General features: G+C 72.2%; 16 protein-coding genes. 6 read left to right on the top strand and 10 right to left on the bottom strand.

Features of this window, described 5'->3' with window-relative positions:
• Positions 1-19 precede the first annotated feature (19 nt).
• Together ACWGR4_RS07245 and ACWGR4_RS07240 are read right to left on the bottom strand one after the other, a co-directional pair.
• A complete protein-coding gene (locus ACWGR4_RS07245) occupies positions 20-1,063 on the bottom strand; it encodes a phosphotransferase (protein WP_380001600.1) in 1,044 nt (347 codons plus the stop codon).
• A 64-nt stretch (positions 1,064-1,127) separates the two neighbouring features.
• On the bottom strand, positions 1,128-1,622 hold the full coding sequence (locus ACWGR4_RS07240; protein WP_452128557.1) for a hypothetical protein: 495 nt from the start codon (positions 1,620-1,622) through the stop codon (positions 1,128-1,130).
• Between the two features lie 256 nt (positions 1,623-1,878).
• On the opposite strand from ACWGR4_RS07240, the gene ACWGR4_RS07235 reads away from it, so the two are divergent.
• On the top strand, positions 1,879-3,189 hold the full coding sequence (locus tag ACWGR4_RS07235) for an MFS transporter (RefSeq protein WP_452128558.1): 1,311 nt from the start codon (positions 1,879-1,881) through the stop codon (positions 3,187-3,189).
• Positions 3,190-3,363: 174 nt separating this feature from the next.
• Positions 3,364-4,719: an NAD(P)/FAD-dependent oxidoreductase gene (locus tag ACWGR4_RS07230; RefSeq protein WP_380001594.1), complete on the top strand. Its 1,356-nt coding sequence runs from the start codon at positions 3,364-3,366 to the stop codon at positions 4,717-4,719.
• 31 nt (positions 4,720-4,750) lie between these two features.
• Here the strand turns inward: ACWGR4_RS07230 and ACWGR4_RS07225 are convergent, their stop codons facing one another.
• Positions 4,751-5,170, bottom strand: coding sequence for an SRPBCC family protein (locus ACWGR4_RS07225; protein WP_452128559.1), 420 nt, complete (start codon positions 5,168-5,170; stop codon positions 4,751-4,753).
• Between the two features lie 164 nt (positions 5,171-5,334).
• On the opposite strand from ACWGR4_RS07225, the gene ACWGR4_RS07220 reads away from it, so the two are divergent.
• A complete protein-coding gene (locus ACWGR4_RS07220) occupies positions 5,335-6,471 on the top strand; it encodes a methyltransferase domain-containing protein (protein ID WP_452128560.1) in 1,137 nt (378 codons plus the stop codon).
• Between the two features lie 34 nt (positions 6,472-6,505).
• On the opposite strand, the gene ACWGR4_RS07215 is transcribed toward ACWGR4_RS07220, so the two are convergent.
• Both ACWGR4_RS07215 and ACWGR4_RS07210 read right to left on the bottom strand, forming a co-directional pair.
• Positions 6,506-7,204: a hypothetical protein gene (locus tag ACWGR4_RS07215; RefSeq protein ID WP_452128561.1), complete on the bottom strand. Its 699-nt coding sequence runs from the start codon at positions 7,202-7,204 to the stop codon at positions 6,506-6,508.
• A gap of 129 nt (positions 7,205-7,333) precedes the next feature.
• Positions 7,334-8,119: an SDR family oxidoreductase gene (locus ACWGR4_RS07210; protein WP_452128562.1), complete on the bottom strand. Its 786-nt coding sequence runs from the start codon at positions 8,117-8,119 to the stop codon at positions 7,334-7,336.
• 161 nt (positions 8,120-8,280) lie between these two features.
• Between ACWGR4_RS07210 and ACWGR4_RS07205 the strand changes: the two genes are divergently transcribed.
• The gene (locus ACWGR4_RS07205; RefSeq protein ID WP_452128563.1) at positions 8,281-9,123 is read left to right on the top strand and encodes a helix-turn-helix transcriptional regulator; all 843 of its coding nucleotides are present in this window, start codon (positions 8,281-8,283) and stop codon (positions 9,121-9,123) included.
• A 35-nt stretch (positions 9,124-9,158) separates the two neighbouring features.
• Here ACWGR4_RS07205 and ACWGR4_RS07200 read toward each other — a convergent pair whose 3' ends face one another.
• On the bottom strand, positions 9,159-10,328 hold the full coding sequence (locus ACWGR4_RS07200) for a winged helix DNA-binding domain-containing protein (protein ID WP_380001582.1): 1,170 nt from the start codon (positions 10,326-10,328) through the stop codon (positions 9,159-9,161).
• A gap of 150 nt (positions 10,329-10,478) precedes the next feature.
• On the opposite strand from ACWGR4_RS07200, the gene ACWGR4_RS07195 reads away from it, so the two are divergent.
• Positions 10,479-11,018, top strand: a complete 540-nt coding sequence (locus tag ACWGR4_RS07195; protein WP_452128564.1) for a hypothetical protein — start codon at positions 10,479-10,481, stop codon at positions 11,016-11,018.
• On the opposite strand, the gene ACWGR4_RS07190 is transcribed toward ACWGR4_RS07195, so the two are convergent.
• The 4 genes from ACWGR4_RS07190 to ACWGR4_RS07175 form a co-directional block, all read right to left on the bottom strand.
• On the bottom strand, positions 10,955-12,334 hold the full coding sequence (locus tag ACWGR4_RS07190) for an acyltransferase (RefSeq protein ID WP_452128565.1): 1,380 nt from the start codon (positions 12,332-12,334) through the stop codon (positions 10,955-10,957). The genes ACWGR4_RS07195 and ACWGR4_RS07190 overlap by 64 nt on opposite strands.
• Positions 12,335-12,657: 323 nt before the next feature.
• A complete protein-coding gene (locus tag ACWGR4_RS07185; protein WP_380001576.1) occupies positions 12,658-13,707 on the bottom strand; it encodes a terpene synthase family protein in 1,050 nt (349 codons plus the stop codon).
• A complete protein-coding gene (locus ACWGR4_RS07180) occupies positions 13,704-15,356 on the bottom strand; it encodes a prenyltransferase/squalene oxidase repeat-containing protein (protein ID WP_380001574.1) in 1,653 nt (550 codons plus the stop codon). Before ACWGR4_RS07180 ends, ACWGR4_RS07185 begins: the two co-directional genes overlap by 4 nt.
• A 307-nt stretch (positions 15,357-15,663) precedes the next feature.
• Positions 15,664-15,957, bottom strand: a complete 294-nt coding sequence (locus tag ACWGR4_RS07175) for a YciI family protein (RefSeq protein ID WP_126639987.1) — start codon at positions 15,955-15,957, stop codon at positions 15,664-15,666.
• Between the two features lie 465 nt (positions 15,958-16,422).
• Here ACWGR4_RS07175 and ACWGR4_RS07170 point away from each other — a divergent pair, with 465 nt between their 5' ends.
• On the top strand, positions 16,423-16,695 hold the full coding sequence (locus tag ACWGR4_RS07170; protein WP_452128566.1) for a hypothetical protein: 273 nt from the start codon (positions 16,423-16,425) through the stop codon (positions 16,693-16,695).
• Positions 16,696-16,782 lie beyond the last annotated feature (87 nt).

The raw sequence follows: 16,782 nt of genomic DNA, 5'->3' as shown, positions 1-16,782 counted from the left end.
TCGAGCCGGGCAGGTTTCCTCACCAGGGACGCGAGTCCGGACCCGGCAGCGGGCGCAGTCCCGGCCAGGACGCCAGCAGACGGCCGCGCAACTCCCGTGCCAGCAGCCCCAGTTCGTGCAACGGCTCGGTCGCGGTGTCGGCCACCACGCCGAGCCGGTGCACCAGCCGCTCGCGGGCCGAGATGTAGCCCCATTCGAAGTCCTGCACCGGCACCCGGTCCAGGTGGTCCACGCTGTCCCGGTGCGCCCGCTCGACCAGCGCGTCGCCCCGGATCAGCCAGCCCGCGCAGGCGTCGGCGACGGACGCCTCCGGGTCCAGGTCGCGGCCGGTGTGCGCCCGCCAGGTCGCCGCGTAGACCGCCTCCACCTCGGCCGCCTGCGGTCCGGGCAGCGACATCGCGCACCAGCACGTGGGGAACCCGATCCGCAGATAGGCCAATTCGACCAGCCCGTCGCCCAGCGCGGCCTGCTCGAAGTCGACGAACCGCACCCCGTCGACGGTCCGCAGGTCGTTGCCCGGACACGGATCGCCGTGCAACAGCGCATACCGCCCGGTCGGGTCGAGCCGGGTCAGCAGGGCGGCCAACTCGGCGGCCACGCCCGCCGGGATCGGTACCTCCAGCGTCGCGGCCAACCGCAGGAAGGACTCGGCATCGGCGGCGGTCGGTGCCCGCCAGGCCGGCAGCGCGCCCGCGTCCGCCGGCCCGGTGAGCGCATGCAGCCGGGCCAACGCCTCGGCGTAGCCGGGCAGCCAGTCGTCGGTCCGCCCGAGGTCGTCCAGATATTCCAGCACCATCACGCACGCGTCGGGATCGGTGGCCAGCACCCGAGGCCCGACCGGCCCCCGCTCGGCCAGCCGCAACCCGGCCACTTCGCGGGCGAAGCGCGCCGACGCGCCGTCCCGGTTGTCGCCCCCGTCGGTGATCCGCTTGACGATCGCCCGCTCGCCGCCGAACTCCACCCGCCACACCCGCGAACGCGGGCTGCTGTCCAGCAACTTCACCCGCTTCGGCGCACCCAGGCTCGTCCGCAATTCGTCACCGATCGGCACCCTGAATCTCATGGGTCACACACCTACCCAGGCAACACCCCTCACGCAACCCGACCCGACGACCGCCGGGCCGGCCTCACGGATAGTCGAAGAACCGGATCCACCAGGTCGGCGCGTCCTCGACCGTGTAGTGGTCGGCGAGCCGGCTCGCCCCGTCGTACGTGGTCCGCAACAGGTCCTCCGGCACGACGGTGTAGCCGAGGTCGTCGAGCGCGGCGGCGACCCGTTCCGTCTCCTCCGGCCCCACGTAGGCGGGCGCTGCGCCGACGGGGTGCTCGTCCGGCGCGTCGACCCCGATCACCGCCAGGTCGCCGAAGTTGCTCACCACCACGATGATCCGCCCGGTCCCGGACAGCGCGCTCGCGGGCACCACGATCGCCCCGTGCCGACTCGCCGCCCCCGCCTCGCCCTCGACCGAACACCGACAGTCGAAGTCCGCGTCCAGGCGCGCCACGAGCCGGTCGAACCGCTCGCGCGCGGCGTCGGGGTCGTAGTCCGCGGGGGCGGTCAGGTGGTCCGGGTCGTCCAGGGCACGCAACAGCGCCCAGGCGTGCTCGTCGTCCAGTGTCATCCTCAGCCGATCCATATCCGATGCGCGGCGCCTGCCCGTACCCGACTCCCGGACCGCGCACACCGGCGCACACCCGGGCCCACCCGACCTCCGCCCATACCCACCCGGAGCCGCCGGTGGGATGATCTTTCTCCGCAGCGGTATACACCCCGCCCGAACCGGTTCGCGAGCGCCCCGCCCGGGGCGGGCCGGGCTCGTGCGGCACGCTGTGGATCCGTGCACCTCGTCCGATCCCCGATCTGGTGGTGAATCCGGCATGACCGCCCTGGACCCGGCCATACCCGAGTCGGCCCGCCCCGCGTCGGCCGATCCCGCGTCCGCCCACCCCGAGCGGGTCGACCGCTCGGACCTGCAACGGCGGACCGTCCGTACCCTGATCGCCGCGCAGGTCGTCGGCGGCGTGGGCATGGGTTCGGCGCTGACCGTCGGCGGGCTGCTGGCCGAGGATCTGTCCGGTTCCAAGAGCTGGTCCGGCGTGGCCACCACCGCGATCACCCTGGGCGCGGCGTTGTTCGCGCTGCCGATGTCGCGCGCCGCGACCCGGTACGGACGTCGCGTCGCACTCACCGCCGGCTGGGCTGTGGCGGCGGTCGCGGCCGGCGGGGTGATCCTGGCGGCGGTGCTCGGGTGGTTCCCGCTGCTGATCGCCGCGCTGCTCGTGTTCGGCGCGGGGACCGCCGCCAATCTTCAGTCGCGCTACGCGGCGACCGACCTCGCCGACGACGCCGGCCGGGCCCGGGCGTTGTCGGTCGTGGTCTGGTCGACCACCGTCGGCGCGGTCCTAGGCCCCAACCTGAACGAGCCGGGCGCGGTGGTCGGCCGCGCCCTGGGCCTGCCGGAGCTGGCCGGTCCGTTCCTGTTCTCGATCGTCTCGTTCGCCGGCGCCGGGATCATCCTGTGGGTGGCGCTGCGCCCGGACCCGCTGCTCGTCGCGCGCGCCGACCTGGGCGACCGGGTGCCGCCCCGGGCCGGTCTGCGCGGCGCGTTCGCGGTGATCCGCCGGACGCCGCGCGCGCTGCTCGGCCTGGCGACGGTGGCGTTCGGGCACGTGGTGATGGTGTCGGTGATGGCGATGACACCCGTACACATGAAGGACCACGGCACCGCGTTGACCCTGGTGGGGCTGACGATCAGCCTGCACATCGCCGGCATGTACGCGTTGTCCCCCGTGGTCGGCTGGGCGGCCGACCGGTTCGGCCGGATCCCGGTGATCCTGGGCGGCCAGTTCGTGCTGCTGCTCGCGGTGTTCACGGCCGGTACCTCGGGCCACTCCACCTGGCGCACCATGGTCGGCCTGGTCCTGCTCGGCCTCGGCTGGTCGTGCTGCCTGGTGGCGGGCTCGGCGCTGCTGGCCGAGTCGGTGCCGGCGGGTGAGCGGCCGGGTGTACAGGGCGTGTCGGACCTGCTGATGAACCTGGCCGGCGCGGCGGGCGGCGCGGTCTCCGGATCGGTCCTGGGCATGGCCGGCTACGGCGGCCTCAACCTGGTCGCGGGCCTGCTCACCGCCCCGGTCCTGTGCGTGGCGGCCGGCTTCGCGCTCGGTCGTGGTCGCCGCCGAACCGCCTGAGCCCGCATCCGCCGGCGCCCGCCGGCGCTCTTCCGGGCCCGTCGCCGCCCGCCGGCGCGCCGCCCCCCGGATGGCCCGTCCCGCTCGTGGCGTCCCCCGCTCGGCCATATGTTTGGACAAAATGTGCCAAATGGTCGCGGGTTTCCTGCCCGGGCCTTCCCGGAAGGGGCAGCCATGGTGCAGCGGGTGGTCGTCGTCGGAGCAGGGTTCGCGGGGTTCGAGACGGTGCGCAGGTTGGAGCGCTCCCTCGGTCCCCGCGAGGCCGAGATCGTGCTGGTCAGTCCGATGGACTACATGGTGTACCGCCCGCTGCTGCCGCAGGTCGCGGCCGGGGTGTTGTCCTCGCGCACCACGGCGGTGCCGCTGCACCGGATGTTCGACCGCACGCACGTGCTCCCCGGCGGCGTGATCGGCGTGGACCTGGCCGCGAAGGTCTGCGTGGTGCGCAAGATCTCCGGCGACGTCGGCAACGAGCACTACGACAAGCTGGTCCTGGCTCCGGGCAGCGTCACCCGCACCTTCGACATCCCCGGCCTGACCACCTACGGCCACGGCATGAAGAACCTGGCCGAGGCGGTGTATCTGCGCGACCACGTGATCGCCCAGCTGGAGATCGCCAACTCCAGCACCGATCCGGCCGAGCGCGCCTCGCGCTGCCAGTTCATCGTGGTCGGCGGCGGCTACGCGGGTGTCGAGACCGCCGCCTGCCTGGAGATGTTGACCACCAAGGCGCTGCGGCACTTCCCGCGCCTGGACCCCGCGCAGGTGCGCTGGATGATCGTCGACATCGCGCCGCGCCTGCTGCCCGAACTCGGCGAGAACCTGGGCAAGGCCACCCTGCAGATGCTGGCCAAGCGCGGCGTGGACGTGCGGCTCGGGGTCAGCGTGCAGGAGATCACCGAGGACGCGGTCACCCTGACGACGGGTGAGAAGTTGCCGTGCCGCACGCTGGTCTGGACGGCGGGGGTCACCGCGAGCCCGCTGGTCGGCACGCTGGGCACCGAGTTGGTGCGCGGCCGGCTGGCGGTCGCCGCCGATCTGGCCGTGCCCGGGCATCCGGACGTGTTCGCGCTCGGCGACGCCGCGGCCGTACCGGACCTGGACAAGGGCGACGGCGCGATCTGCCCGCCCACCGCGCAGTACGCGCACCGCCAGGCCAAGATCGCCGCCGCCAACGTGGTCGCCGCGCTGCGCGGCCAACCGCTGAGCCCGTTCCGGCACAAGGACCTGGGGCTGGTCGTCGACCTCGGCGGCACCCAGGCGGTGGCCCGCCCGCTCGGCTACGAGATGCGCGGTCTGCCCGCGCAGGCGATCACGCGCGGCTACCACCTGCTGACGGTGCCGTCGATCCGGGCCCGCACCCGGGTGTTGTCCAACTGGATCCAGCACGCCTTCGCCGGCGACGACCTGGTCCGGCTCGGCTTCATGTCCGACCAGGACGGCCGGATGGGCAACCTGGAGAAGACCGACGCGTACCTGTCCGGCGACGAGATCACCGCCCGCACCGGCTCGCGCGCCGCACACCCGTAGGCGGGGCCACGGTGCCCGCCGCGCGCCCCGATCAGGCGTCGCGTTCGGCGCGCTCCTTCAGACCCTCCGCCTCCATCCGCAGATAGCGCCGGGTCAGATTGCCCGCCACCAGGCCGATCAACGGGGCGAGCAGGCCGCTCTGGCGCAGGATCAGCTCCACCGTGACGCCCTCGTCGCCCCGGATGCGGTGGTCGGCGAAGGTGGTCACCCCGCCGCTGCGCGACGTCCAGGTGAACGATCGCCCCGGTTCGCATTCGGTGACCACCCATTGCGTGGCGGGCAGCCGGGGCTGCTTGACCCGCACCCGGCTGCCGACGCCGAACGGCTCCCGATCCGGTCGGCGCACCTCACTCATGGACGCGGTCCAGGTGGGCCGGCGCTCGACGTCCATCAGGATCTCCCAGACCCGCTCGGCCGTCGCCTCGACGCGAATGCTCTCGTGGTAGGTCACCGTGTCCCCATTCCGCCGGCGAACGCGTCGGTCGTCGTCGGCCCATGGTCCACACGAGGGGGTGGTGGGGCAAGAGGGATGCGTGGCGATCCAGGGGGCGCGCGTTGCGCGGGCCGGGCGCCGTGCGGGGTGCCGACGGGCGCCGAGGTGGGTACACGGGGGCCATGAACGACGAGCGCACGTCGGCCCGGCTGCGGAACGCGCTGGTGGAGCGATTGCGGCTGGGCGGGAGTGTACGCACCGAGGCGGTCGCGAGTGCGATGGCCGAGGTGCCGCGCGAGGTGTTCATGCCCGGCGGCACCTCGCCGGCGCGTGCGTACGAGGACCGTGTGGTGGTGTTGTCGATCGACGCGCGCGGGTTGCCGGACAGTACGGTCAGCCAGCCGGCGATGATCGCGCTGATGCTCGAACAACTGGCCGTGCGGCCCGGGATGCGGGTGCTGGAGATCGGCACGGGCAGCGGCTACAACGCGGCGCTGCTGGCGCACCTGGTCGGGGCGACGGGCGAGGTGGTCAGCGTCGAGGTGTCCGCCGAGTTGGCGGGCGCGGCGGCGCGGCGGTTGGCCGGGCTCGGGATACACGTGGACGTGCGGGCCGGGGACGGCTGGTCCGGCGTCGCGGACCGGGCGCCGTTCGACCGGATCGAGGCCACGGTGGGTGTGCCGGATCTGCCGCCGGCGTGGGTGGAGCAGTTGGCCCCGGGCGGGGTGCTGGTCGCGCCGATGTGGTTGCGGCCCGGGTTGGAGTTGGCGGTCGCCTGGGAGCGGACCGGGGGTGCGGCGCTGACCAGCGTGTCGGTCGCGCGCTGCGGATTCCTCCAGTTGCGCGGGCCGCACGCCGGTCCGGGGCGCACCCACGCGCTGACCGGTGATCTCGCGGTGATCGGCGAGGATCTGCCACCGGCGGCGTTGGACGTGTTGCGCGACCTGATCGATCACGGCGCGGTGGACGCGGGTCCGGTGCTCGGCCCGGTGGACGCGCGGCTGACCGGGTTCGCGCTGGCCGAGCCGCGCTCGGTGTTGTTCCTGGGGCATCCGGGCGACGGCACGACGTGGGGGCTGTTCGACCCGGAGCGGCCCGCGCTGGCGGTGTTGATGCGTGATCGCATCCTGGTCTACGGCGATCGGGACGCGGCGGTCGATTTGTACTACGGGGTGGCGGGCGCGCCGGTCGTGGACGCCGAGCGGCTGCGGGTCGAGGCGGTTTTGGCGGGTACCGCCTTCCCGCCCGCACCGCGCCCGGACGGGCGGTCGTGGACGGTGGAGCGGGAGCGGTACCACTACCGGCTGACCGAGATGTAGGCCCCGCGCGCCGGTGGGCGAGGTGTTGTCGCGCCTACTGCTGCGGGAGCGCGCGAACGACCTGGCCGAAGCGGGCGGATCCGGTCAGGCTCGCGTGTTCGGGGCCCTTCCACTCGACCTCCAGCTCTTCCAGGATGCCCTCGTGCCACCAGAACATCCCGGTGGACAGGGGCTGTTGGTCCCGGGTCAGGCCCTGTGCGGTCTTCAGTACGAATCCGGCCATGCCCACCGTGCGCTGCGAGTTGAGCGGCAGCGCGAGCAGACCGTTGTCCACCGGCGCGCACACCAACGCGCCGGCGCGCAGCGGGTCGCCGATCGCCTCGCCGAGGCGGAACAGTTGCGCCGATCCGGGCCAGCTCTGGCCGAGCAGCGAGTGCAGCGTGGCTCCGGGGGAGATCTCCATCGGCGTGCCGCCGTAGCCCTCCATCCGCAGGTTGGTCGCGCCTTGGAGCCACACGTCCTCGACGGCCATCCCCCACTGCTGCACCATCGGCGTCTCGATCGTGACCGCGGTGCCGTCCGGCCCCTTCACACACGCCACGGCGACGATCTCGCCGCGCACACCCAGCGGCCACACCACGCCCTGCGCACCGAGGTGCGGGCCGGGGCGGCTGATCATCAGCCGCAGATCCTGCCTGATCCGCTCCGGCGGCGCGCTCATCAGGACACCGCGCACGTCCTGTCCCCAGGCGGTGTTCTGCTGATTACGCGACTGGCGACGAAACAACGCCACGAAAAACTCCTAGCAAGGGGGTGCCGACCGGCCCTGACAAGTCATAGTCAACACCCGCCCCTCGACGCAACATCACCCGCACGCCCCCGCCTGCGATTGGAGCCGTGGCCGGTGGGCGGTGGGTGGGGGTCAGGCCTGGTGGGTGGGGAGGATGATCAGCTGGCGCAGGTTGATGTGGCGGGGGCGGGTTGTGGTGTAGACGATCAGGTCGGCCACGTCGGCCGGGGACAGGGCGCCGATCGTGTCGAACATGGCGCCGAGTTGGCCGGCCTCGCCGAGGGCGGCGTTGTCGATGTGCGAGCCGAGTTCGGTGTCGGTCAGGCCGGGCTCGATGTTGGTGACCCGGACGTCGCGCGGGCCCAGTTCACTGCGCAGGGACGCCGACAGGTGGGTGAGCGCGGCCTTGGTCGCGCCGTAGACGGCGTAGTTCGGGAAGGTCACGTGCGCGCCGATCGAGGAGACGTCGACTAGGTCCGCGGTACCGCCCTCGGTCGCCGCCGCGACCAGGTCGGCGGTGAACGCCCGGATGATCCGCAGCGCGCCGGTGACGTTGGTGTCGATCATCCGGGTCCACTCGTCGATCCGGCCGTCGTCGAGCGGGTTGGGCAACATCACCCCGGCCGCGTTGACGACCAGGTCGACGCGGCCCAATTCGGCCCGGATCCGGGCCGCGCCCGCGTCCACCGAGTCCTGGTCGGTGACGTCGACCGCGACGGCGAGCGCCGTACCGCCGCCGGCCTCGATCTCGGCGGCGAGGTCCTTCAACCGGTCCTCCCGGCGGGCGAGCAGGGCGACCCGCGCGCCGTTCGCGGCGAGCTGCCGTGCGGTCTCGGCGCCGATGCCGCTGGCGGCCCCGGTGACGACGGCGGTGCGACCGGTGAGTGCGGTGAGTGCGGTGGGTGCGGTGTGGTTCATGAGGGTCTCCCGGGTTGATCCGTACTGCGTGACCTGCTGACTCGGATCACTGTGCCGCCGGACCGCGCGGACACCCAGAGCACACGTTTACCTGGGTCCGGCCGTACCACCTTCGCGCCCGGTCGCCGCGGCGGCCGGGGGCCCGGCAGTAGAGTCCGATCATGAACACCACGTCCGCCGACACGTCCTTCGAGCAGCTGGGCGGGTTTCTGCGCGCCTGCCGCGCCCGGGTCGGGCCCGAGGAGGTCGGCCTGCCCGTGTTCGGCCGCAAGCGCCGGGTGGCGGGGTTGCGGCGCGAGGAGGTGGCGCAGCTCGCCGGCGTGAGCGTCGACTACTACGTGCGCCTGGAGCAGGGCCGCGGACAACACGTCTCGGACGCCGTGCTGGACGCGATCGGGCGGGCGCTGCGGCTGGATCCGACCGAGTACGCGCACATGTGGGATCTGGCCCGGCCGACCCGGGTGAGTGTGCGCCGGCCCGCACCCTCGACCGCGCGGCCGGGCGTACAGGTGCTCCTGGACCGGATCGACGCGCCGGCGTTCGTGCTGGGCCGCTGCATGGACGTGGTGGCGTGGAACCCGCTCGCCGACGCGCTAATGGGACTGAGCGCGATGGCGCCGCACGCGCGCAACATGGCGCGGCACGCGTTCCTGGCCCCCGACGCGCACACCTTCTACCCCGAGTGGGAACAGGTCGCCGCCGACACCGTCGGGTATCTGCGCCTGGACGCCGCGCGGCACCCCGGAGACACCCGAATGGCCGCCCTCGTCGAGGAGTTGTCCGCCGGCAACCCGCGCTTCCGCCCGCTGTGGGACGCCCACCAGGTGGCCGAGAAGACGCACGGCACCAAGCGTTTGCGCCCCGCCGGCGGCGACCCCGTGGACATCACCTACGAGACGTTGTCCCTGCCCGGGGATCCGGATCTGCTGCTCGTCGTCTACACCACCGGCCCGCGTGCCGAGCCGGTCCGCGCGCAGCCGGACGCGGCGCGCGACCGGGTCTGACCGCCCCGCCCCGGCCCTGCCCGCCTCGGCGCGACCTACGCGCTCAGTTCACGGTCCAGAGGGACGCGGAATCTCGGGGTGATGTGGGCGCCCGCCAACCACGAGGTGTGCCGGGCCACTTCCGCCTCGATCGCCTTGGACGCCTCGGGGTCGAGGTCGACCAGGGCGCGCCAGACGAGGTCGCCGTCGGGGCGGGTGGACCAGCCGCCGACCACGCGGCCGTTCCACCAGACGGTCGGGCCGATGTTGCCCATGCGGTCGAACAGGTGCTCGCGCAGGGCGGGGGTGATGTACCAGTCGCGGGCCTTCCAGCCCATCGGGGTGGCGTCGAGGGCGGGCAGCAGGGCCGCCCATGGCTCCGGCGCCGGCTCGGGCTCCTCGTCGCCGGGCAGCACCCAGCCGGTCGTGCCGCCGTCCAGCCCCACCTCGACGGCCCGGACCGCGGCCAGGGCATGCCGCACGTCGGCCGTCGTCCAGCCCGTCCACCACTTGAGGTCGTCGGCCGTGCCCGGCCCGAACGCGGCCAGCCAGCCGCGCACCAACTCGGCCTTCGCCTCGGTTTTTCCGATCTCGGGCAGCGGCGGCATGGTCGTGTAGCGGAAGCGGCTGGAGAGCCACGACCCCTGCGGCTCGGCCCGCACGATCCGGCCCTCGCAGGAGAGGGTGAACAACAACCGCGTGGACACCCCCTGGTTCGCCTCGTACGGCTTGCCCACCGCGACCCGGATCTGGGTGCGCAACAGCGGTACCCGCGCGCCCAGTTCGATCGCCGTGGCCTCGCCCAACTCGGCCAGCGCGGCTACCGTGTCCGCCTCGACCCGCTCCAGCCACGCCTCGTCGTAGCCGCCGGACGCGAGGAACTGCAGCAGCACCCGGCGCTGCGTGACCGCGACCGCGTCGGTGCTGGAACGCTGGACCACGTGGACGAGTTCGCGTGGGACCACGTAGACGGTGCGCCGCATGCCGGGCATCCGCACCAGGCTGCGGTCGGTGTACAACGCCCGCCGGACCTCGGCGACGGACGGTTCGGCCAGGCGCGCGCAGGTGGACACGTACACCGTCGCCGGGTCGGTGGCGTGCAGCAGGAGCACGGACCGGACCGCGTCCTCCGCGTGCGCGGCGCGCGCGCCGGCCGCCAGTCGGTGCCGAGTGCCCAAACGCGCTCGTCGCTGGTCGTCGGTGATCCGTGGCAACGCAGAGGTCATGCGCCGACCATAGGGGTCCGGTGTGACATGTGGCCGGGAATCGTACGGCGCGGCGATTCCGGATCGCCTTACCGTGACGGGGTCGCGACACGAAAGAATCAAGCGTCGAGTTTTTCCGGTATCACCGCACGTCCGTGTGAAGGAGTCACCATGCCGTCTGCGGGGTCGTCCCGATTCGATTGGCGTCGCCTGACGCCCGCCCGTCGGGCGCCGAGCGCGGGAGGTCCGCCCCCACCGAAATCCGGGACCGGTCTGGTGATCGGGGCGGTGATCGTCGGGGTGATCGTGATCCTGGTGTGGTGGGTGCTCTCCGGCGACGACAAGAACGACAAGAAGAAGAACGCGTCGAGCACCGTGTCGCCCGGCGCATCCGGGTCGGCGAACCCGTCGGCGAGCGGGACGGCCGTGCCCTCGCCCACCTCGACGGTGAAGATGGCGGTGATCGCGCGCCAGGCGATCGGCCTGGAGATACGCGAGAAGCCGGGCAAGGGCAAGACCATCACCGAGGTGACCGCGGGGACCCAACTGACCGCGACCTGCCGGGCCAAGGGTGGTGTCACCGTCTACGGCTGGCGCGGTGGCAAGAGCGACCAGTGGGTGCTGGTGACCACGAGCCAGGGCGCGGGTTACGCGCCCGAGGCGTGGTTGGAGACCACGGGGTCGGTGAAGGACCTGCTGCCCATGTGCTGACCGTGCGAACGCCGGTGTGGGCCGGCCGGTGTCGAGCGCCGTACGGTCACCGACGCCGGCCGGTCGCCGCGCATGCGTTCGCGGCCGATCACCCAGGGGGCGACCGGGGTTCGCGCGACCAGCCAGGCGAACCCGGCCGACCCGGTGGCGACCACCGCCGCGAGCACGATGGTGTCCACCGCCGGCGACCACGGCAACGCGGCGGCGAATCCGCTCAGTTCCAGCAGCCGCAGGATCATCGGGTGCACGAGGTAGACACCGAAGGCCAGTTGCGCCCCCAACGCGGCGGCCCGCCGGCCGGGCACGGGTCGGCGGGCCCGTTCCCAGCGGCCGGCCAGGGCGTACAGCGCGATCACCGCGACCGGGCCCCACAGCAGGCTCACCGGCTGGGTCGCCATCGACGCGGTCGCGGTGTCCCGGCCGCCGGCGACGGTGTGCCGGTACCACAGCCAGGTCAGCGCGAGCGTGCCGAGCGTGCCGGCCCACACGGTCCGGGTGTGCCCGACGATCCACGCGTGGAAGGCGTCCAGGTGCACCGCGGCCAGCGCGCCGGACAGGACGAAGAACCCGTAGGTCGGCAACAACATCCCGCCGTGCGTGCGGTACCACTCCAGCGGGCCGCTCAGCGGCGTGGAGTGGAACAGCACCACCAACGCGGCCAGTTGCACCGCGGCGGTGACCACGAGCAGCGGCAGATGCCGACCGGTGGCGACCCGGACCAGCTTGAGCAGGAGCGGGAACAGCACCGCGATCTGGAGCGAGACGAGCAGGAAGTACAGGTGGTACCAGGACCCGCCCCAGACGATGCCGCCGCGCAGATCGCCCAGCGCGCCGGGCAGGTCGTCGCGGATGCGCGCGTGGTCGCCCAGTGCCCAGTAGGCGGTGGACCACAGCAGATACGGCGCGCCGAGCAGCTTGAAGCGCCTGCCCAGGAAGGCGCCCACGCGCAGTGGCCGGTGGTACGCGCTGTGGAAGAGCACGAACGTGCTGACGAAGAAGAACACCGCGCGGGTCGCGTGCAGGACCAACTGGGTGAAGGCGGGGCCCTCGCCGGGGAACGGGTAGGTCACGCCGATGACATGCACCACGATCACGCACAGGAAGGCGATGTCGCGGATCAGGTCGACCCGGTGCAGGTGGGGTCGGCGGGCGGTCGCGGGCGGATCGGTCCGGGCCGTCGGGCCGGCCGACTCGGCGGGCGGGCGTGGCTCGGCCGGCTCGGCCGGCGGGCGCGCGGCGGGGGTCGGGCGGGCCGGGGCGCACGCCGGGCGGGCGGGTCGGGTGCGCTTGTCGAAGGTGCCGAAGGAGACTGACATCACCGGACGCCTGCCCCGACCACGCCGATCCGCTCACCGCCCGCCCGATGTTTTCCCCGGGGCGTGACCGGCGGTCGCGCCCTCCCCACCGGGTGCGAGCCGGATCGAACCGCAGGACGCGGGGTGCCACAACGCGGAAAGTCCATGTAGGCAGCATGGACGTGCTTCATGAGTGAATGATTAAAGCCGTCCGAGGGTGACCTTGACGTTGCGTCAGGTTCGGGCAAAGCCCGCCGGCGCGCCGCGAGGACCGGGCGCGCCGGGGTGTGACCATCGGTGTGGTGCGAGTGGAGCGGTCGGCGCCGTGTTCGGGCCGTCGCCGGTCAGCCGCCCGGGGTCGGATCCGGGACGAACACGGCCCGGTCCCGGTGGAAGGTCATGGTGCCGGCGGTGGAGCCGTCCCAGCCCAGGCCGCCGGGTTCGTAGCGCTTGCTGACGGTGGCCCACCACAGGTTGGACGTCATCACGTGGCCGACCTCGTCGAGATAGGCGCGCATCCCCGGCTCCCCGCCGTGCGGGCCGGCCATGATCCGGTCACGCAGGTCGAGGAACTTGCGTTCGGTGGCGTCGATCAGGCCGCAGATCTTGTTCATCGCCCCTTCGAGGTCGAGCCCTTCGGCCTCGCCGAGGTAGTAGACCAGGTTCACCCGGTCGTCCATGACCAGCTCCTTGCGATAGGAGACCAGGTCGTTGATCAGCGTGTAGCCGTCGATCGCGGTGTCGTGGATGGCCACCATGTCGGCGGTCCGGAACGCCTCCTGGGACAGCGCCACGCCGGGCACGCCCTCCTCGGCGAACCCGAACAACCAGCGCACCCCCAGGCTGTGCCGGCGGTCGTCCATGTACGTGTCGTAGTCGGATATCCCGGCGTCGCGCCAGCTCTCCAACTCGGTGGTGAACCCGTGTGCGAAGTCCTCCATGTAGGAGACGAATCGGATCCAGCGCGCGGGCGGCATACGCTCGCGCAACCAGGAGAAGTCCTCGCGCAGGGGGGTCGAGCCGTCCCCCCAGCCGAGCAGGTCGGCCATGAAACGGCCGAAGACGTTGCGGGTGGCGAACGAACTGCCGCCCAGGCCTGCCTTGTCCACGAGACTGTTCTCGATGCCGATCAGATAGTTCATCACCTTGGCCGTGGTCAGCGCGAGTTCGTAGTCGGCGTGCGGAACGGACAACGACACCAGCAGTGTTCCGTCCACGTTCTTGTCTATCCGGGCGGCGTCGCCCGCGTACGCGAAGCCGAGGTGGCGGTGGGCCCACCAGCGGGACTCGCGCATCAGCCGGTCCGTTTCCGGATGGAACGTCATCGGCAACAGGTTCGCGAGCTTCGGCAGGTGGAAGCTGATCGGGAGGTCGACGACGGTCGGTGTGCTCACGCCGGGCTCCTTTCGCCGGTCTGCGTCGGGGTATTCCTGCCCCCACCGCGCGATCCGGCGGAACCGGGCGCGGGGGCACGCAGGGCCGAGGGGTACGCCGACTGCGCGCCGGGGCCCCGCGGGGCGCTCGGGCGGCGCGTCCGGGCGGCCAACCGACTGCCCAGGTGGCCGAGGGCCAGCAGGGTGAAGTGGTCGGCCAGGCTGGGGATCACGTACAGGAACGGCCGGGTGCCGAGCATGTCCGGCACCGAGTCGATCCCGCCGTCGGCGCGTTGTGTGCTCAGCAGGTACTCGACGCCGCGCGCCGCGGGGCGGGGGTCGGCCTGGCGGCACAGCGCGATCAGCGCGTACGCGGTGCTGATCGCGTCGCTGGGGTCGCCGGGTTGTTGGCCCCAGCCGCCGTCGCGGTTCTGCCCCTCGCGCACCGCGGTCAGCGCCCGCTTGACGGTGGCCCGGTAGGCGTCGGGACCGCACGCGTCGATGGCGAGCAGGGCGCGGAAGATCGCGTGGTAGCGGCTGCGGCTCCAGTCCGGGTCGAAGGTGCCGTCGGCGCGCTGCGCGGCGGCCAGGAACCGGCGCGCGGCGGTGATGCGTTGCACGTGCCGGGGCGCGCGTACGCTCAGCGCGTTGACCGCGGCCGCGGTCATGCACGCCTCCGAGGGCGCGCCCGCGATGTACGTGGGGAAACCGCCGTCGGCGCCCTGGTAGGACCACAGGGCGCGCAAGCCGCAGTCGATCGTGCGCCGGTAGCGCAACGGGTCGGTGGCGTGCAGGAACTCGATCGCCACCGAGGTGTCGTCGACGTCGGCGAGCGCCGCGGCGTCGGTGTACGACCAGCCGCCGTCCACCCGTTGGCGGGCCGCGAGGTGGTCGCCGATCCGGCGGCGGACCTCCATCGGGGCGCCCGACGCGTCCAGCGCGACACCCGCGGTGACCGCGCACCAGGTGTCCGTGTCGGTCACGAACGGCACCCCGCCGTCCACCCGTTGGTGGACCAGCGCCTTGGCCACGCCGTTGACCAGCACACCGTCCAGGTGCGGCCGACCGACCAGCGCGTGCAGCACCAGGAGGTGCACGAGCAGATTGCCCTCCCACACCCCCGACACCTGCTGGGTGTCCACGAGCAGGCGCACCTCGGACTCGGCGATCTCGTCGGCGTGACCGGTCAGATCGGCCGACGCGACCTTGAGCGCGATGGTCTGCACGTGCGCCCACGGGTGCAGGTTCCCGGTGTCGAACGCGCTCGGGTCGAACGCACGCCGGCGCGCGCTCCGGGGTGGGCCGAGCAGGGCCAGCACCGTTTCGAGCAGAACCCGCTTGCGCGCGTTCAGGAACGCCGGCGCCCGCTGCAGGAAGCGGTCGAGCAGGGCGTCCGTGCCGTGTTCGGCAAGGTCGTCGGGGTGGCGTAAAGCGATCGTCGCGAGCAGCCGATCGAGCGGTTCGGCGTCGTCGGGGCGATCGGCGAGGAACCGGGCGACCCGACGGTGGTGATCGGATTCGATCCCGGTGCGCTCCAGCAGGCGCAGCAGCAGCGCCGATTCGAGCACGCGGCTGCGGCACGGGCTGCGCACCGCCCCGTCGGGTTGCACCGAATCCGCGACCCTACGACGCAGCCGCGCGGTGGCCACGGGGAGCTCCGGCACGAACATGTCCGCAGGCCACCCCGGCATCCGGGTATCTCGCACGCGCATCGGTCAGCGCCTCCCCCATACGTCCTGTCGCAAGCTGTGCCGTTGTGTCGGTAGGGCGCCGAGCGGGGGTTGGGGTGACGCGATCGGGGTACTCGGCGCGGAATGCACGCCCCGGCGGATGAGCGTCCCCGTCGCCCGGTCCGGGTGTGTTCCCAACACGAAATCACCCGAAGGTGTGAATGCGGAAGCCTGTACTCGTTTGTTGTCTGAATTGGTGAGTAATCGCCATCAAATGTGCTGGAAATGAACGGCTATTGACTGCACTTCAGGTGGCCGGGAGCAGTCCTTCGAGCCCGGGAGCGGTCCTGGAGGGCGCGAATTCGACAACGTCGTAGGTGGCCGCGCCCGCCTTCCGGAAGGGGTCCTCCGCGAGCACGGCGTCGAGCGCGGCCCGGTCGTCGGCGCGGGCCAGGATCACCCCGCCGGTGCGCGGGACACGACGCCCGGAGGCGAGCAGGGTGCCGTCCGCGTAGTACCGGTCGAGCCATTCGAGGTGGCCGGGCATGAGCGCGTCGATGTCCTCGACGGGGACGACGTAGGTCAGCGTGATCACGAACATGACTCGATCGTAGGGCGTGGCGGGGGGCCGGGTGCGGGCTACCGCGGAAGAGGGTGGGGCGGGATTCGGGCGGACCGCGGGAGGGCCTGTTGGAGGTGGAGCGGGGCATATTGTGCACCATTACGGGGCATTTCGACACGGCGGCGGCGATTCCGGACGCGGGGTGGAAGTTCCGCGTGGGGACGGGAATGCCGGGCGGGGCGTGCGGGTTGTAGGGGGCGGTCGGTGAGATCGGTGCCCCCGGGCCCACTCATAGCCACTGCGGACTACCGTTCGGCTGGAGCCGCAGTGAGCCTTTCGCCGCGAGGCGGCCCGTCTCACCGACCGTCGACGTGAGCGGTCGCGGTCGGGTTCGGTCGGCGCGACGAAGGTCGCGGTACCGGGCGCGCGGGGCTCGACTTTGGTCGATCGGGATTGGCCGCTCGGCCGTTTCGAAGATCAAGAGGCGTCGATAACGTGACGCCCATGCGCAAGTTCCTGGACATTTTCGGATTGTTCCTGGTCCTCCAAGGCGTCGGTGGGATCGTTCACCACTTCGTCGGTTGGTTCCGGGCCTGGGGACTGCTCGCCCGGCAAGCCTTTTTGCACGGCTATCAGCTGCCGGCGAGCTTCGCCCTGATCGTGCTCGGGTTCGTGGTGTGGGTGCTCGGAGAAACGCTTTTGCCCACAGAGAAGGAGAAGCAGAAAAAGGCATCCTCGAAATCCGCCGTCGAGGATGTACAGCGGAAGGAGCACTGATAAAGGGGTCGACTCGCGTGGCGGGTGTGACCCGGTGGGCGGGAGGTGGCGGCGCACCGAGAGCGCGCACGCGGGGGCTTCGGGGGA

The sequence above is a fragment of the Embleya sp. NPDC055664 genome, from assembly GCF_053618075.1.
This window is presented reverse-complemented; position numbering and strand designations above follow the sequence as displayed.

Excerpts from the sequence above, each read along its gene's own strand:
- ACWGR4_RS07195 (WP_452128564.1), top strand. The coding sequence starts at position 10,479 with ATGCCGTCTGCGGGGTCGTCCCGATTCGATTGGCGTCGCCTGACGCCC.
- ACWGR4_RS07235 (WP_452128558.1), top strand. The coding sequence starts at position 1,879 with ATGACCGCCCTGGACCCGGCCATACCCGAGTCGGCCCGCCCCGCGTCG.
- ACWGR4_RS07175 (WP_126639987.1), bottom strand. The coding sequence starts at position 15,957 with ATGTTCGTGATCACGCTGACCTACGTCGTCCCCGTCGAGGACATCGAC.
- ACWGR4_RS07180 (WP_380001574.1), bottom strand. The coding sequence starts at position 15,356 with ATGTTCGTGCCGGAGCTCCCCGTGGCCACCGCGCGGCTGCGTCGTAGG.
- ACWGR4_RS07230 (WP_380001594.1), top strand. The coding sequence starts at position 3,364 with ATGGTGCAGCGGGTGGTCGTCGTCGGAGCAGGGTTCGCGGGGTTCGAG.
- ACWGR4_RS07210 (WP_452128562.1), bottom strand. The coding sequence starts at position 8,119 with ATGAACCACACCGCACCCACCGCACTCACCGCACTCACCGGTCGCACC.
- ACWGR4_RS07170 (WP_452128566.1), top strand. The coding sequence starts at position 16,423 with ATGCGCAAGTTCCTGGACATTTTCGGATTGTTCCTGGTCCTCCAAGGC.
- ACWGR4_RS07220 (WP_452128560.1), top strand. The coding sequence starts at position 5,335 with ATGAACGACGAGCGCACGTCGGCCCGGCTGCGGAACGCGCTGGTGGAG.
- ACWGR4_RS07240 (WP_452128557.1), bottom strand. The coding sequence starts at position 1,622 with ATGACACTGGACGACGAGCACGCCTGGGCGCTGTTGCGTGCCCTGGAC.
- ACWGR4_RS07205 (WP_452128563.1), top strand. The coding sequence starts at position 8,281 with ATGAACACCACGTCCGCCGACACGTCCTTCGAGCAGCTGGGCGGGTTT.
- ACWGR4_RS07200 (WP_380001582.1), bottom strand. The coding sequence starts at position 10,328 with ATGACCTCTGCGTTGCCACGGATCACCGACGACCAGCGACGAGCGCGT.
- ACWGR4_RS07190 (WP_452128565.1), bottom strand. The coding sequence starts at position 12,334 with ATGTCAGTCTCCTTCGGCACCTTCGACAAGCGCACCCGACCCGCCCGC.
- ACWGR4_RS07245 (WP_380001600.1), bottom strand. The coding sequence starts at position 1,063 with ATGAGATTCAGGGTGCCGATCGGTGACGAATTGCGGACGAGCCTGGGT.